The 13,912-nt window shown below is 64.0% G+C and carries 13 protein-coding genes and 1 tRNA gene; 6 read left to right on the top strand and 8 right to left on the bottom strand.

Annotated elements, in window-relative coordinates:
• The first annotated feature begins 272 nt into the window (after nucleotides 1-272).
• On the top strand, nucleotides 273-902 hold the full coding sequence (folE, locus tag HNQ08_RS00655; RefSeq protein WP_184127061.1) for a GTP cyclohydrolase I FolE: 630 nt from the start codon (nucleotides 273-275) through the stop codon (nucleotides 900-902).
• 62 nt (nucleotides 903-964) lie between these two features.
• Here the strand turns inward: folE and glmU are convergent, their stop codons facing one another.
• Nucleotides 965-2,431, bottom strand: a complete 1,467-nt coding sequence (gene glmU / locus HNQ08_RS00650) for a bifunctional UDP-N-acetylglucosamine diphosphorylase/glucosamine-1-phosphate N-acetyltransferase GlmU (protein ID WP_184127059.1) — start codon at nucleotides 2,429-2,431, stop codon at nucleotides 965-967.
• 103 nt (nucleotides 2,432-2,534) lie between these two features.
• Here glmU and HNQ08_RS00645 point away from each other — a divergent pair, with 103 nt between their 5' ends.
• Nucleotides 2,535-3,503: an asparaginase gene (locus HNQ08_RS00645; RefSeq protein WP_229789531.1), complete on the top strand. Its 969-nt coding sequence runs from the start codon at nucleotides 2,535-2,537 to the stop codon at nucleotides 3,501-3,503.
• 51 nt (nucleotides 3,504-3,554) lie between these two features.
• On the opposite strand, the gene HNQ08_RS00640 is transcribed toward HNQ08_RS00645, so the two are convergent.
• On the bottom strand, nucleotides 3,555-4,277 hold the full coding sequence (locus tag HNQ08_RS00640; RefSeq protein ID WP_184127057.1) for a zinc ribbon domain-containing protein: 723 nt from the start codon (nucleotides 4,275-4,277) through the stop codon (nucleotides 3,555-3,557).
• 205 nt (nucleotides 4,278-4,482) lie between these two features.
• Between HNQ08_RS00640 and HNQ08_RS00635 the strand changes: the two genes are divergently transcribed.
• Both HNQ08_RS00635 and HNQ08_RS00630 read left to right on the top strand, forming a co-directional pair.
• Nucleotides 4,483-4,779, top strand: coding sequence for a hypothetical protein (locus tag HNQ08_RS00635; protein WP_184127055.1), 297 nt, complete (start codon nucleotides 4,483-4,485; stop codon nucleotides 4,777-4,779).
• Nucleotides 4,779-5,780: a DUF6745 domain-containing protein gene (locus tag HNQ08_RS00630; protein ID WP_184127053.1), complete on the top strand. Its 1,002-nt coding sequence runs from the start codon at nucleotides 4,779-4,781 to the stop codon at nucleotides 5,778-5,780. Before HNQ08_RS00635 ends, HNQ08_RS00630 begins: the two co-directional genes overlap by 1 nt.
• 12 nt (nucleotides 5,781-5,792) lie before the next feature.
• Here HNQ08_RS00630 and HNQ08_RS00625 read toward each other — a convergent pair whose 3' ends face one another.
• From HNQ08_RS00625 to HNQ08_RS00605, 5 genes are read right to left on the bottom strand one after another with little or no spacing between them, the layout of a single operon-like run.
• Complete coding sequence (locus HNQ08_RS00625; RefSeq protein ID WP_229789530.1) at nucleotides 5,793-6,692, bottom strand: STM4011 family radical SAM protein; 900 nt, start codon at nucleotides 6,690-6,692, stop codon at nucleotides 5,793-5,795.
• Nucleotides 6,693-6,751: 59 nt separating this feature from the next.
• Entirely contained in the window at nucleotides 6,752-8,080 is a 1,329-nt protein-coding gene (locus HNQ08_RS00620) for an STM4012 family radical SAM protein (protein WP_184127049.1), read from the bottom strand.
• Nucleotides 8,077-8,886, bottom strand: coding sequence for an STM4013/SEN3800 family hydrolase (locus HNQ08_RS00615; RefSeq protein WP_184127047.1), 810 nt, complete (start codon nucleotides 8,884-8,886; stop codon nucleotides 8,077-8,079). The genes HNQ08_RS00620 and HNQ08_RS00615 overlap by 4 nt, the downstream gene beginning before the upstream one ends.
• On the bottom strand, nucleotides 8,870-9,970 hold the full coding sequence (locus HNQ08_RS00610; protein ID WP_184127045.1) for an STM4014 family protein: 1,101 nt from the start codon (nucleotides 9,968-9,970) through the stop codon (nucleotides 8,870-8,872). Before HNQ08_RS00610 ends, HNQ08_RS00615 begins: the two co-directional genes overlap by 17 nt.
• A gap of 38 nt (nucleotides 9,971-10,008) precedes the next feature.
• The gene (locus HNQ08_RS00605) at nucleotides 10,009-10,926 is read right to left on the bottom strand and encodes an STM4015 family protein (RefSeq protein WP_184127043.1); all 918 of its coding nucleotides are present in this window, start codon (nucleotides 10,924-10,926) and stop codon (nucleotides 10,009-10,011) included.
• 86 nt (nucleotides 10,927-11,012) lie between these two features.
• Between HNQ08_RS00605 and HNQ08_RS00600 the strand changes: the two genes are divergently transcribed.
• Nucleotides 11,013-12,851 carry an ABC transporter ATP-binding protein gene (locus tag HNQ08_RS00600; RefSeq protein ID WP_184127041.1) on the top strand — a complete coding sequence of 613 codons (1,839 nt, stop codon included), beginning with the start codon at nucleotides 11,013-11,015 and terminating at the stop codon, nucleotides 12,849-12,851.
• 148 nt (nucleotides 12,852-12,999) lie between these two features.
• A tRNA-Asn gene (locus tag HNQ08_RS00595) sits at nucleotides 13,000-13,074 on the top strand.
• Between the two features lie 46 nt (nucleotides 13,075-13,120).
• Here HNQ08_RS00595 and HNQ08_RS00590 read toward each other — a convergent pair.
• Nucleotides 13,121-13,900, bottom strand: coding sequence for a hypothetical protein (locus HNQ08_RS00590; RefSeq protein ID WP_184127039.1), 780 nt, complete (start codon nucleotides 13,898-13,900; stop codon nucleotides 13,121-13,123).
• Nucleotides 13,901-13,912: the final 12 nt, after the last annotated feature.

Raw genomic sequence — 13,912 nt, 5'->3', positions numbered from 1 at the left:
CGGGTGTGGCTTGGACCGCTGTTCCTCACCACTGCGCTCAGTGGCTTGATACCCTCCAGGTCAACCGTCGGTTGCTATTTACGAACCCTCTTCCCTGGCGCACCATGGCAGTGCGCGTTCTCCATGCTGATGCCAACTAAGACCGTCAGACCAAAATGCAGCGCTGACGGGGTCTCTTCCCTTCAGGGGCGCAAAGCAGATTCATACGGTCAATGTTGAACTTTTAACCGAAGTTACGGTCAAATCCGCCCCTGTCAGTCCATACTGGCTCAATGACCACGAACGTCCCCGATGTCGATCTCGCCGCCGATCCATTCATGCAGGAGGAATTGGAATTGCCCGGCCTGAGCGCCCTGACCGGGCAGTGGCTGGCCGCGGTGGGCGAGGATCCACAGCGCGAGGGCCTGCTCAGGACCCCACACCGCGTGGCCAAGGCGTGGAATTTTCTGACAGACGGCTACCGCATGACCCTGCAGGAGGCCGCAGGAAACGCTGTCTTCGAGGCCGAGGGCAGCGAGATGGTGATCGTCAAGGACATCGAGTTCTACTCCATGTGTGAGCATCACATGCTGCCCTTCTATGGGCGTGCGCATATCGCCTACATTCCCGACGGCAAGATCTTGGGGCTAAGCAAGTTCGCGCGGATCGTGGATCTGTATGCCCGGCGGCTGCAGGTGCAGGAGCGGATCACCACGCAACTGGCCGACGCCGTGCAGGAACTGTTGGACCCCAAGGGGGTGGCCGTGCTGATGGAAGGCACGCACCTATGCATGGCGATGCGCGGCGTGCAGAAGCAGAATTCGTCTACCACCACCAGCGCCATGCGCGGGGTGTTCCGCGACGATCCGCGCACCCGCGCCGAGTTCATGAGCGCCACGCAGACCACCCTGCGCTCGCGCTGAAGGGCAGGCACATAGACGAGGGGACCGTAGCGTCAGCCACGGTCCCCTCGCTGGCGCTGTCCCTATCCCTCCCGGTCCAGCCAGCCAGAGAGCCATGGCAGTTTCTGCCGCACCCTCTCACGCATGCCGCCCCAGTAGCGCCGTGACCAGCCCTCAATGTTGCGCTGCTTGCCACGGGCCACGGCCATGGCGCCCTCGGGCACGTCCTCATGGACGGCGCTTCCGGCGGCAATGAAGGCGGCGTCGCCCACCGTGCGCGGGGCGATGATCGTGCTGTTGCTGCCGATAAAGACGCCCGCGCCGATCCGGCTGGGATGTTTGTTGACGCCGTCGAAGTTGGCGACAATCGTGCCCGCTCCAACGTTGGTCTCTGCGCCGATCTCGACGTCACCCAGGTAGGCCAGGTGTCCGGCCTTGACCCCGGCGCTCAGGCGCGCGTTCTTGGTCTCCACGAAGTTGCCGATGTGCACGCCCTCGCCCAGCACGCTGCCGGGGCGCAGGCGGGCAAAGGGGCCGACATCGCTGCCCGCGCCGACGTGCGCCCCCTCCAGCACGCTGTGGGCCTTGACCACCACGCCCGCCTCCAGCACGCTGTCGCTGACCACGCTGTAGGCCCCCACGCTCACGCCCTCGCCAAGAGAGGTCTGACCGCGCAGGATCACGCCGGGTTCCAGCGTTACGTCGCGGGCCAGTTTCACGGTGTCCTCAATCCGCGTGGTGTCGGGATCGTGGAGCGTGACGCCCCCGGCCATGTGGGCCGCGTTGATGCGGCGGCGCAGGATGGTCTCCAGTTCGGCCAGGCCCGCGCGGTCGTTGGCGCCCATGACCTCGTCGGGGTCACTGAGCTTGAAGGCGTGGGCCACCTCGCCCTCGGCGCGGTACAGGCCCAGCAGATCGGTCAGGTAATATTCGCCCGCCGCGTTGTGGTTGCCGATCCGGTGCGCCAGCTCGCCGGCCCGCGAGTCCATCAGGTACACGCCGCTGTTGAATTCGCCCACCGCCGCCTCCGTGGGAGTGGCGTCCTTCTGTTCCACGATGCGTTCCACATCGCCCTGCGCGTCGCGGATGATCCGGCCGTACCCGGTGGCGTCGGGCAGTTCTCCGGTCAGAATGGTCAGGGCGCTGCCGCGCGCGCGGTGGTCCTCCAGCATGGCTTCCAGCGTCCCAGAGCGCAGCAGCGGCGTGTCGCCGTAGAGCACCAGCACGTCCGCGTCCCGCCGGGCGTCTTCAGGCAGGGCGGTGGTCAGCGCGTCGATCCCGCAGAGAAAGGCGTGCCCCGTGCCGAGCCGTTGCTCCTGACGGGCGAAGACCACCTTCTGATCCTCCAGCGCCGCCTCCACCGCCTGCGCGCCGTGTCCGGTCACCACCACGACGTGCCGTGCGCCCAGCTCACGCGCCGCTTTCACGGCCCAGGACACCATCGGGCGGCCCGCGACCGGGTGCAGCACCTTGGGGAGGGCAGAATTCATGCGGGTCCCCTGACCCGCCGCAAGGATCACCACGTCCAGCGGACGTCTATATGCAGTCATTCCATTTCACCTTTGCGCCAGTGTAATGCAAGCCGCCTGTGCCGGGTGAGCCGCTGCCCAGACCACGCTCTGTTGGGGCCGGCCAGACTCCACAATGCTCCCCATGCAGCGTTCCATGAAGCGTCTCGCCGTGATCCACACCGGCGGCACCATCGCCAGCCGTCCCAGCCCCGATGGGCGTGGGCTGACCCCCCAGCAGGCCCCCAGTCTGCCCGGATTGCTGGGGGTGGAGGTGCATGACTTTCAGCCCTTCAACCTCCCCAGTCCGCACATCACGCCCGCGCATATGCTGGAGCTTGCCGGGCTGATCCGGCAACTCGCCCCGGACCACGACGGTATTGTCGTGACCCACGGTACCGACACGCTGGAGGAAACGGCCTTCGCGCTGCACTTGCTGCTCTCGACCCCCACACCTGTCGTCCTGACCGGCAGCATGCGGCACGCGGGAGAGGTGTCGTGGGACGGCCCGGCAAACCTGCTGGATGCCGCCGGAGTGGCGTTGCATCCCCAGAGCGCCGGACGCGGCCCGCTGGTGGTCTTTGGCGGCGACGTCTTCGACGCACGGACCGTGACCAAGGTGCATACCACTGCCGTGGACGCCTTCGGCGGTTATCCCGGCCCGATTGGACGGATTGACCGCACGCAGGATGCCGCCTACGTCCGCTATTTCGCCACCCCTGAAGCCCGGCGCACCTACCTGCCCCACAGTCTGAATGCCCGCGTGGACATCCTGTACGCCTACGCGGGCTGGCGCGGCGAGGGCTTCGCTGGCGCACAGACCGGGGCTGACGGCATTGTGATTGCCGCCCTGGGGACCGGCAACCTGCCCGCCGAACTGCTGCCCCTCATTGCCGCCACGGCACAGCCCGTGATTATCGCCACCCGCACCCACGCCGGCCCCGTGCTGCCGGTTTACGGCTATGCGGGCGGCGGCGCGACGCTGGTGGAGGCCGGGGCCATTCCCGCCAGCTTCCTGAACGCCCACAAGGCCCGCATCCTGCTGCTGACGCTGCTGGGATCGGGCCTAGAGAGGGAGGAAATCAGGACTGTGTTCGGGGAGGGAGGATTTTAAGTGGTGTGCTGAACCGCTCCATCGTCAAGCGACGGCAACACCCACCGTGGGCTAGTCCAGATCCAGCCGGATCAGGAATCGGCCGCAAGACGGGCACTTCACGGGTGGCAGCTTGCCCAGCGCGGCCTTCTGCTGAACGTTGACGGGCAACACCACATTGCATCCAGTGCAGCGTCCATTCCGGATCTCCACGACGCCCAGCCCTTTCTTGGCCTTGCGGATCATGTCGTACTCGCGCACGGTGCGGGCGTCCAGGTCACTGACCAGTCCCGCGCGTTCCTGACGGTCCGCCTCGCCCTGGGCGCGCAGGTCCTGAATGCGTGCCTCGTCCCTCTGCTCCATCTCGTTCAGGCTGGGCCGCAAGGCACGGTGCTGGCTTCTCAGCTCGGCGGCCCGCTCATTGAGTTCGCGCTGACGCTCACGCAGGGGGGCCAGATCCTCTTCCATCTCATCGGCGCGCTCGCCGAGTTGCTGGATGCGGCTGCCGTACTGGCTCTGGGCACGGGCGTCGAAGGCGTTCTTTTCCTGCTCCTCGGCGGCGCGGGCAATCTGCTCGCGGGTGCCGCCCAGGTCCTGCTCCTGCTGGCGCACGCGCTTGTCCACGCCCTCCAGGGTGATCTCGGTGTCTTCCAGGGCGTTGTTGAGACGTTCCTGCTCGGCGCGGGCAGCGCGCAGGTCATCGGGGAAATTCTGTTCCTCGTCGCGCAGACGGTCAAGGCCCAGGTCAAGTTCCTGGACGCGGTGCAGGCGACGGAGGGGGGAAAGATCAGTCATCACCCACCAGTGTACCTCCCAATTGCCGGGGGCGGCTCCTGAGAAGCAAGGAAACGTGAGGAATGCGCAGATCGTCAGGAGGCGCTAACCATGTCGGTCTCACCAGACATCTCGGCAAATGTTTCCTAAGTTGCCGTAGCACATACATTCTGTTATGCTGTGAACGTAATCAATCTGCCCAATTCATCCATTCAGGAGGTCTTTCATGCTCTACCGCCACGGTGATGTTCTCGTCCAAAGCGTGCCCACGATGCCCAATGCCCACTCCCGCCCCGGCGCCACGCTGGCTCGCGGTGAGGTCACGGGACATAGCCATCGCTTCTCCGACGCAGCGGCAGTTCAGCTCTACACGGCTGACACAGACACCTACGTGCAGGTGCTGTCCGACACCGCCGATCTGATCCACGAGGAACACGCCACCATCACGCTGCCTCGCGGCTTTTACAAGGTATGGATGCAGCGCGAATACAGCCCCGCAGCCATTCGCCGGGTGCTGGACTGATGCCCCAAATTCTGAACGCCGCTGAGGTGCGGCAACTGCTGCTGAGTGGTGAGGCGCGTGGGCCTCTGAAATTCCGGGGGCGCCTGGATCTGTCCGGCGAGAAAGGGTTGCGCTGCCTGCCCGACGGCCTGAGCGGCGACACCCTAGATCTCAGCGATACTGGCCTGACCGAGCTGCCCGAAGACTTACAGGTGGGCGAACTGATTGCCAGAAATCTGCCCCTCCAGAGCGTTCCGGCCAGCCTGCGCGTACAATTTCGCCTGACGCTCGACGGCTGCGCCCGTCTCCAGACGCTTCCCGAAGGCCTAACGGTCGGCTCGCTGAATGTGCAGGACTGCCTCTCGCTGGAATCGCTGCCCGAGGGGCTGGACGTCTGCTTTCTGAACATCAACCGTTGCGAGGCGCTCTCAGGCTGGCCCATGCACGCTCGGGTACGCTTCGGCCATCTGTCGGCCCGGGATTGCCTGAGCCTGCGCGGGTTGCCGGAATGGCTGAGGCAGGTGGCGCAACTGGACATTTCCGGCTGCCGGGGCATTACGGCCCTGCCACGGGGGCTGCGGGTCAGCGGCTGGCTGGATGTAGCTGGGAGCGGCCTGACCGGGTTGCCCGCTGGCTCAGTTGCTGCCCTGCGCTGGCGCGGCGTCCGTGTGGACGAACGGCTGGCCTTTGCCCCCCACACCATCTCTGGCGCGGAAATCCTTGCCCAGCCCAATGCCGAGGTCCGCCGCGTGATGATGGAGCGCATCGGCTCCGAGCGCTTTCTGGAGGAAGTGGGCGCGAAGGTGCTGGACCGCGACACTGATGCGGGTGGCGAACGCACCCTGGTCCGCGTGGATTTGCCGGACGACGAGCCGTTCGTGGCCGTCTGCGTGGGCTGCCCCTCCACCGGGCGGCGTTACACCCTGCGCGTGCCACCCACGATCACACGCGCCCAGGCGGCCTCAGCGTGGCTGGCGGGTTTTGATGACGCCGGGTTGTATCAACCGGTGATCGAGGCGTAGGGTGGGCGCAGATCAATTTGCTCGGAGGTTTCGTGCCCGTGCCAGATACGTTTCCAGCCTCGCTGCGTCCGCCCACAGGGTCGGGTCAGGCAGACGCGCCAGCAGCCCGTCGCCGTACACAGAGGCTGCGTCTAGTGCCGGCAGATGGACGTAGCCGATATGGCACTCACAGCTTGAGCGGGTGCAGGGCCGGGGGCGCAGCAAGTCGCGTACGTCCTGCTCGTAAATATTACCGATGGGCCGCTCGATGAAGTGGCAGCGGCGGGCGGTGCCGTCACCCTCCACACTAATGACTGTCTCGCCCGCGTTACACGGCATGCCGCGCACGCGGTAGCGGCGTGTGTTGACCTCAAACAGTGGATCCACCGCGCCCAGTCGGGTTAGATCGGCCTGCGAGTAATAGCCGTCTCCCACCTTGAAGGCGTTGATCCACAGGTAAACGTGCCCTGGCAGAGCGGCGCGCATGGTTTCAATGTCTCCGAAATGCCCTTTCTTGCCCACCACCCCCACGCTGTAGCGCACGCCGAGAGTGTCTAGTTCGGCGCAGCGGGTCAGGAAGCGTTCGCGCGCCACCTCGCCGGGGTGATAGGTGGCCCACACACCGATCTTCGATTTCTCGGCATTTTCCAGCCACCTCAACGAGCCGGAGAGATTGGTCTGAATGGCGAGTTGCCGAATGTGCGGCAGATGACTCAGGTGGGTTAAAGCGGCCTGATAGCGCGGCCTGACCAGCGCCTCACCCCACGGCGTGAAGAAAATAGACAGGGAGAAAGGTTGCGTTTCCGCCCAGGCACTGAACCTGGCCAGTGCCCGTGCGTCTGCTGCATGCTCCGCCGCCGTCTCGGTGTGTTTGGCGAAGGGACAGTATGGGCAAGCGTAATTGCAACTGGACAGCGGTCCCCGGTAAAGCACGGAGAGGGGCTCTGGCGCCGTTTTCTGAACCTCTTCGCAGGCGGCGGGTAAGGGGCCTTCTAGCTCCACTCGTAAGCCTCGCTCAGCGCACGCACGGCAGGCGAATACAGCCACGGCCCGATGGCGTCGGACAGCTCCATGCCAGCGGGCGTGAGGGTCAAGACGCCGTCTTCAAGCCTGGCGAGGCCTGTATCCGCCAATCCGACAAGCGGTGGGAAGTCAGCCAGTGCGTTACCGCCAAACTGCTGACAGTACACTTCCAGATTCAGACCCGATATGTGCAGCAGCGATTGCAAGACGTACCGTCGCTGCCGCTCATCCTCGCTCAGATAGATGCCGTGGGTGAGGTGCTCAAAGGCCCCAGCAGGCTGCTGAACGAAGTCCTGAATGATCTCGCGCACGCCCACGCGGCCCACGGCATACTCGCTGGAGTAGTGCAGACCGCGCGTGTAGGACCGTGCCCCGCACCCCAGCCCCACCATGCCGTCCAGTTGGCAGGCATATTCCGGCTCGGAGGCCAGCGGCAGGATGTCCCGCTGAAAACGGCGCATGGAGGTCTGCAGATACCCGCGCGAGGTCAGGAATTCACGCCCCAGTCGGTATAATTCCAGCCGCTCGTCGTCCCAGGTGCGCCCCAGCCGCCCGATTCCCGTCAGTGGCCGTACGTACAGCGGATAGAGAAACAGCTCCTCTGGCGTCCACATCAGCGCCGTTTCCAACGACTCCAGCCACGTCTGCGGCGTCTGGTGGGCCAGTCCGTAAATCAGATCAATGTTCAGCGCTGGCAGCCCGGCAGCGCGGATGTTGTCCAGCGCAGTCCATACCTCCGCATTGCTCTGGGCGCGTCCCACGCCCCGGACCTCGGATTCCAGGAAGCTCTGGACGCCAATGCTGACGCGGGAAACGCCCCGCCCGGCCAGCACCTGCAACCGTTCTGGCGTGGCGGTGGCGGGAGAGGTTTCGACGCTGGCAGGCAGTCCCGCCACCCCGAAATGCGTGTCAAGCAGATCAAACACACGTTCCAGCTCCTGTGCCTCCAGAAAGGTGGGTGTGCCGCCGCCAATGGCGAGGCGCGAGAACTTCGCACCGTCCAGTGCTCCGCGCACCACCTTCATCTGCCGTTCCAGCGCGTCCAGATACGCCCGTTCCAGGCTGAGCGGGGCGTTGGCAACGGTAAACAGGTTACAAAAGCCGCACCGCATTTCGCAAAAGGGAATATGCAGGTACAGGAACAGAGAGTCGCGTTTTTCGTTGGCCCAGGCGTCGCGCAGGGCCACGGGTTTGCTCAACGGGCGGTAGGCCGTCTTGTGTGGATAGCCGTAGGTGTAGCTCTGGTAGGGGCCGCCCCTGAGCAATTCGGCCAATGCGGGCGGCAGGGTGGCAGTCATGCTTCAGTTTCCTTCAAAAGAAGCTCCGCGTATGGCACCGTCCACACCTGTGGATGTGCGAGGCGGTGACCGTGGTAGCCGTCTTCGCCGAAGCAGGTGCCATGATCGGCGCAGATGATCAGCAACGTGTCTCCGCGTGCGCGCAAAACGTTAAAAAGGATAGGCAGGGCGGCGTCCACCGTTCGCAGGGCGGCCCGTTGAGTTTCCACCGAATCCTGCCGCGCGCCCGGCACGTAGAAGTGCGTGGGCGTATGGGTGGCCGCAACATTGAGCAACATGAAAACCCTTTGCCCTGGCGGAACGGCCTCCAGGGCCTTCGCTGCCACACGCATCTGCACGTCTGCCGAGTCAGGATTCTTGACGCCGCTGGCTGGGGACCAGTGTGCCTCGGCGAACAGGTCAGGCAGCACGCTTCCCAGCGCCGAGCGCCTATTAAAGAAGCCCACACCGCCCACGCAGACCGTGTGATAGCCGCGAGTCGCCAGCGCTTCCGGCAAGGTGGCCTCTTCAAAGGTAAAGGTCTGCGGCGAGGTGCTGCGGCTGCCCTCGAAAGCGGCGGCGAACAGGCGTGGATGACGCCCCGGACGCGCGGGCGTGGGCAGAAAGCCCGACAGAAAAGCGTGATGCGCGGCGTAGGTGAAGCTGCCGGGGGTCTGCCGCTTCTCCCACACTTCGCCGGGCAGGACAGCGGCGAGATGGGGCGTCTCTCCCGCTTCTAGCGCCATAACGGCCACGTCATAGCGCAAGCTGTCCAGTGTGAGGAGCATCACGTCACAGGTGCCGATCCATTCACGCGCATTCAGCATTCTGCCCTCCCCGTTTCGCCTGCCCCAGCGCAAACAGTTCTGCCGCGTAGGTGTCCCTGCCGCCCACCAGAATGCCCCGGTGGTAGTCGCCGAAAGCGTTGACTTCCAGCACCGCCCGACGCTTCCACCCTGGCGTCAGCAGCAGGTCTACGCCGCCGTAGAGGGCGCCAGGAAAGGCGGCAAGGGCGGCCTCGGCGGTGCGCCCCACTTCTGTCCAGCGTTCCGCACCCAGTTCCGTTTTGAGCGCCTCGATGTCGCCCCGTTGATTCCCCAGATGCAGATTCGTAATCGGCCCGCGCGACGTTCGCACCAGCGCGTGCCGCGCCTCTCCACCTATGACCACCACGCGCAGATCAATGGTGCCGCCGCCAAAACTGGCCTTGGGCAGCCAGCGTTCGACGTGCAGGCGGTGCGGGGCCAGCGCGTCAATCAGCGCCCTGATCTCCGCCCAGTCCTGTGATCTGATCAGCCGCCGTGAGTTGAGCAGACGACCAGCTTCCTGACGTACGGTGGTTGCGGCGCTGACCCTTTGCCCGGTCCATTGCAAAGCGACGATGCCTGAACCGCTGGAGCCGTAAGCCAGTTTGATGAACAGCCGTGTCCAGCCGCGTTCCCTCGCCGCGACCATCAGCCCGTCGAACGAGTTCACTTCCGGCAGCGCTTCTGGCACTGGGACGCCCGCTGCCCCCAGCCGCGCGTGCGTGGCAGGCTTGTCGAACATGGTCAGGATGTGGGCGGTCTGTTGCATGCGGGTGTGGGGGGGGGCATTTTGCAATTGCGCGTCCAATGCCTGCAGAACCTGACTGAAGCCCGCGTGCCACGCCCGCGACGGAGCGAGTTCGCCTGCCTCCAGATCCACCATTGGCCCGCCTCCCATCTCAATCAGGGCCAGTTCAGTGCCGATGTCCTCGCCCGGAGACTCGAATCGGACGATGCTGCCGGGGCGCACCTGATCGGCCAGCCTGACGCGGTCCTCCATCAAATCCAGATACGACACCACCCGCGCCGGGGGCCAGCCCAGGTCATTCAGGGTGGCCCCGAAAGCGCGGGCGCGTCGGCCCTGCGGCGGGGCGATCAGCAGCACATCGCAGGGTGGCAGTTTGGTGACAACGGGAGCCGGCCTCATTCCCCCAGGGCCACGAAACGCCAGTCGTCCTCATGGTCCTGAGGATCGGAGGTATCCACGTCAATGGGCAGCGCGGCCAGCTTCTCCATCATTTCCTCAGTGCAGAAGTGGTGGGTGAGGATGAGTTTCTTCAGCGTCCTGACACGCTCGCTGTCCAGAAGGGCAGCTGCGCCCTCATTGGTCAGGGTTCCTAGAGACAGGTCCAGAACTTCAAGCTGATCGAGTACCGGAGCATGGGCGAACATCTGCGCGATTTCGTCCTGATGCTCGCTGTTCTTCACCCCCAGGTACTTCAGGGCCGGAAAGCGTGAGCCGTCCAGCAGCGGCGTCAGATCGTCGGCGGCGTTCGTCGCGCCGTAATCCTCGGTTCCCAGGTACAGTTCCAGATGTTCCAGCTTGGGCAGTTCGGCGGCGGTGACCTCGCGCACGACTTCAGCGCTCAGACCGCCCGCCTGGACGATCAGCTCGCGCAGTTCGGGGAGATGGATCTGACCCAGGCTCAGGTCGTTGCCGCCGCGAATGCCCAGATGGGTGAGCTGTGGGTAGGCGGCCAGAACGGGAGAGAGATCGCCCTGCGTGATCCACGACACCTCGTTCTCCTCGTAGGTAATGTCGCCGATGAACAGGGCTCTGAGCTGCGGGAGCTGCCCGTGGGCACTGACCAGCGCTTCGATCATGGGCGAAACGTCGCCTTCCGTGCTCTCGTCTGTCCACAGGCCCACCACCAGCCCTTGAGTCTGCTCCACCCCCGGCAGCGCCAGAAAGGTCCGGAATTTGTCAGTCCAGTTGTTCTCATCGTCGTAATCCACGGCTATGCGGTGAATCGTCGTTGCCGTGTCGCTCAGCGGCTGTCCTGGCTCCCACTGCTGAACCTGAAAGCCGCCAAATTCTGTGAGGTGCTCACCGATGGTCATGCGCCAGTTTATGCTGGCAAGCCACCGGGGCAGGCTTGGTCATCTTTCCGGCCATCTGACCCCGCATGCAGGCGTACCCTGATCGCATGTTCTCGCGCCCTGGCCGTTCTACCTCCAGCCATGATCCCGACGCGCCCCGTCCCAAACGCGATCCCCGGCAGTTGGTCCGGTTGCTGGCCTACGCCAGACCGTACCGGTTCCTCTTCATTCTAGGGGCGCTGGCCACACTGATCTCCAGCGGCCTGAACCTGGTCTTCCCCCTGCTGTTCGGGCGGCTGATCGACGCCTCGTTCCTGAAGGTGGGCAGCACCGACACCGGGCCGCTGGACCGCACCGTGCTGCTGCTGCTGGGCATCTTTGCGCTGTCATCACTCTTCGGGGCGGCGCAGTCGTACCTGCTGTCGCGGGTGGGGGCGGGCGTGGTGGCGGACCTGCGTCGCTCGCTGTTCTCGCACCTGCTGACCCTGTCGCCGCGCTTTTTTGGGGATCACAAGACCGGTGACCTGACCAGCCGGCTGACCGCCGACGTGGGGACCGTGCAGACCGTGACCAGCACGGCGCTGGCGCAGCTTGCGGCGCAGTCGGTCAGCCTGATCGGGGCAGTGATCCTGCTGATCCTGACCAGCGCGCGCCTGAGCCTGCTGACCCTGGCGGTCATCCCGCTGATCATCGGCACGGCCATTGTGATCGGTCGGCGCATCCGCAAGGTCAGCCGCGAGGTACAGGACGCCGTGGCTGCCGCCAACGCCAACGCCGAGGAAGCCATCAGCGGGGTACGGGTGGTGCAGAGCTTCACCGCCGAGAACGTGGAGAGGAACCGCTACGGCCAGGGCATCGTTGTCAGCTTTCTGGCCGCCCTGCGCCGCGCCCGCCTGCAAGCCCTGATGGGCGGCGTGATGAGTTTCCTGACCTTCGGCGCACTGGCCGTGGTGCTGTGGTACGGCGGGCGGCAGGTCATGGCAGGAAGCATGACTCCCGGCAACCTGGTGACCTTCCTGATTTACGCGCTGCAGGTGGGTGGCACGGTGGCCGCGTTGACCGGCATCTTCAACCAGTTTCAGGAAGCGCTGGGGGCGTCGAGCCGCATTTTCGAGCTGATGGACGAGCGCAGCGATCTCCCCGCGCCGGTCACCCCGCTGTCCCTGGCCCGTGCCGAGGGCCGGGTGGAATTCCGCGACGTGAGCTTCACCTACGACGGCGAATCCCAGTTCGAGGGCGCGGCGGTGCTGCGGCACATCAATGTGGACGTGCCTGCCGGACAGGTGGTGGCTCTGGTCGGCCCCAGCGGCGCGGGCAAGACCACCTTCGTGAATCTGATTCCGCGGTTCTGGGACGTGACGGGCGGTTCCCTGCGGGTGGACGGTCAGGACGTGCGCTCATACCCACTGCAGGATCTGCGCGCTCAGGTGGGCCTGGTGCCGCAGGAAACGCTGCTTTTTTCCGGTACGGTGCGCGAAAACATTCTGTATGGCCGCCCCGACGCCTCGCCTGAGGAAGTGGAAGCGGCGGCCAAGGCGGCCAATGCCGACGATTTCATCCGTGCCTTTGAACATGGCTACGACACCGTGGTGGGCGAGCGCGGAGTCAAACTGTCGGGCGGTCAGCGCCAGCGTGTCGCCATTGCCCGCGCCATCCTCAAGGACCCACGCATCCTGATTCTGGACGAAGCCACCAGCGCCTTGGACAACGAATCAGAGTCTCTGGTGCAGGCCGCCCTGGAACGCCTGATGCTGCGCCGCACCACCTTCGTGATCGCCCACCGTCTGAGCACCATCCGCAATGCGGACCGCATTCTGGTCATGAATGGGGGGGAAGTGGTGGAGGACGGCACCCACGCTGAACTGCTGGCCCAGGGTGGACTGTACCGTGACCTGTACGAGTTGCAGTTCCGTCAGGAACAGGCGGCCCAGGCGGAACTGGTTTAGAAGAGGGGCGCTTTCACCCGTCCTCTGGGCGAGTGGCTGGGACTTGCGTGTTTTGAAGGCGGATGGTACTATCCTTCTCGCGCCGGAAACGGCCCGCCACCTTACCCCCAACGCTTTTTCGGGAGTAGGATCTGAGAAGGACCAGTGTTCGGCAGTAGCTCAGTGGCAGAGCGTTCGACTGTTAATCGAATGGTCGTAGGTTCGACCCCTACCTGCCGAGCCACCAGAAAAGCCCCCGCATAAGTGCGGGGGCTTTTGCTATTGAGCGCTTAGCGGTTCTGATACTGGGGCAGGTTCTTCCAGGGTGTGAAGTAGTTTTTAGTGAGCTGAACGCTTTGCCCGCGCAGACTTAGGCTGGTCGCTGCTGCCGTAGCAAATGTCCAGGGGATGCGATCTTCAGGCTGTGACGTAATGGTGTAGGTCGTTGTTCCAGCACTGGTATCGGTGTATGTGTTGACGACGTTCCAGCCCCTCTTGAAATTCAAATTGGTGTCTATTTTGCCTCTAAGGATGCAATCCCCTTTGAATTTTAAACTCCCGTCCATATTCGCGAAATACCATGCTTTATAATTGAAGGTTGGGCTATTGGGATCAACTTCTGCGATAATCGATTGAAATTTATCAGTTTTTAAATCATTGATCGGAAGTAGTAGTAAGCCTGTCGTGAAAGAGGATTCCTTGTCAATCTGAGAATCATCGCAGCCAAAAACATATTTAGGACTTATCAGTTTACCATTGAAGTTCGTGGTTATGACATTAACCATGGGTAATTGAAGGTCAAATGCCCCTTTCATGTCAACAGGTGCTCTGGCGATCGCCGAATCCTGATCATTCTCAACACCTGCTCTGACACTCAAAACGTCACCCGCTTTGAAGGGGGTGATCTGGCCCTTGATCAATCCCACCTGCTCTGTAGGGGTGGGGTCCGGCTTCGGATCAGGATCAGGCGTCACGATTTCACCGCCCCCACAGGCACTCAACACCAAGCTGAGACCAATGACGGCGGCGAAAGAGGCGGCGGGCCGTTTCAGATTAGTTTGGTTGAACATGTTCTCAGCCTG

This window comes from Deinococcus humi, assembly GCF_014201875.1.
Classification (GTDB): domain Bacteria; phylum Deinococcota; class Deinococci; order Deinococcales; family Deinococcaceae; genus Deinococcus; species Deinococcus humi.
This window is presented reverse-complemented; position numbering and strand designations above follow the sequence as displayed.

Bases quoted from the DNA above. Each gene is read 5' to 3' on its own strand.
- folE (WP_184127061.1), top strand. From the start codon at position 273: ATGACCACGAACGTCCCCGATGTCGATCTCGCCGCCGATCCATTCATG.
- glmU (WP_184127059.1), bottom strand. From the start codon at position 2,431: ATGACTGCATATAGACGTCCGCTGGACGTGGTGATCCTTGCGGCGGGT.
- HNQ08_RS00645 (WP_229789531.1), top strand. From the start codon at position 2,535: ATGCAGCGTTCCATGAAGCGTCTCGCCGTGATCCACACCGGCGGCACC.
- HNQ08_RS00640 (WP_184127057.1), bottom strand. From the start codon at position 4,277: ATGACTGATCTTTCCCCCCTCCGTCGCCTGCACCGCGTCCAGGAACTT.
- HNQ08_RS00635 (WP_184127055.1), top strand. From the start codon at position 4,483: ATGCTCTACCGCCACGGTGATGTTCTCGTCCAAAGCGTGCCCACGATG.
- HNQ08_RS00630 (WP_184127053.1), top strand. From the start codon at position 4,779: ATGCCCCAAATTCTGAACGCCGCTGAGGTGCGGCAACTGCTGCTGAGT.
- HNQ08_RS00620 (WP_184127049.1), bottom strand. From the start codon at position 8,080: ATGACTGCCACCCTGCCGCCCGCATTGGCCGAATTGCTCAGGGGCGGC.
- HNQ08_RS00615 (WP_184127047.1), bottom strand. From the start codon at position 8,886: ATGCTGAATGCGCGTGAATGGATCGGCACCTGTGACGTGATGCTCCTC.
- HNQ08_RS00605 (WP_184127043.1), bottom strand. From the start codon at position 10,926: ATGACCATCGGTGAGCACCTCACAGAATTTGGCGGCTTTCAGGTTCAG.
- HNQ08_RS00600 (WP_184127041.1), top strand. From the start codon at position 11,013: ATGTTCTCGCGCCCTGGCCGTTCTACCTCCAGCCATGATCCCGACGCG.
- HNQ08_RS00590 (WP_184127039.1), bottom strand. From the start codon at position 13,900: ATGTTCAACCAAACTAATCTGAAACGGCCCGCCGCCTCTTTCGCCGCC.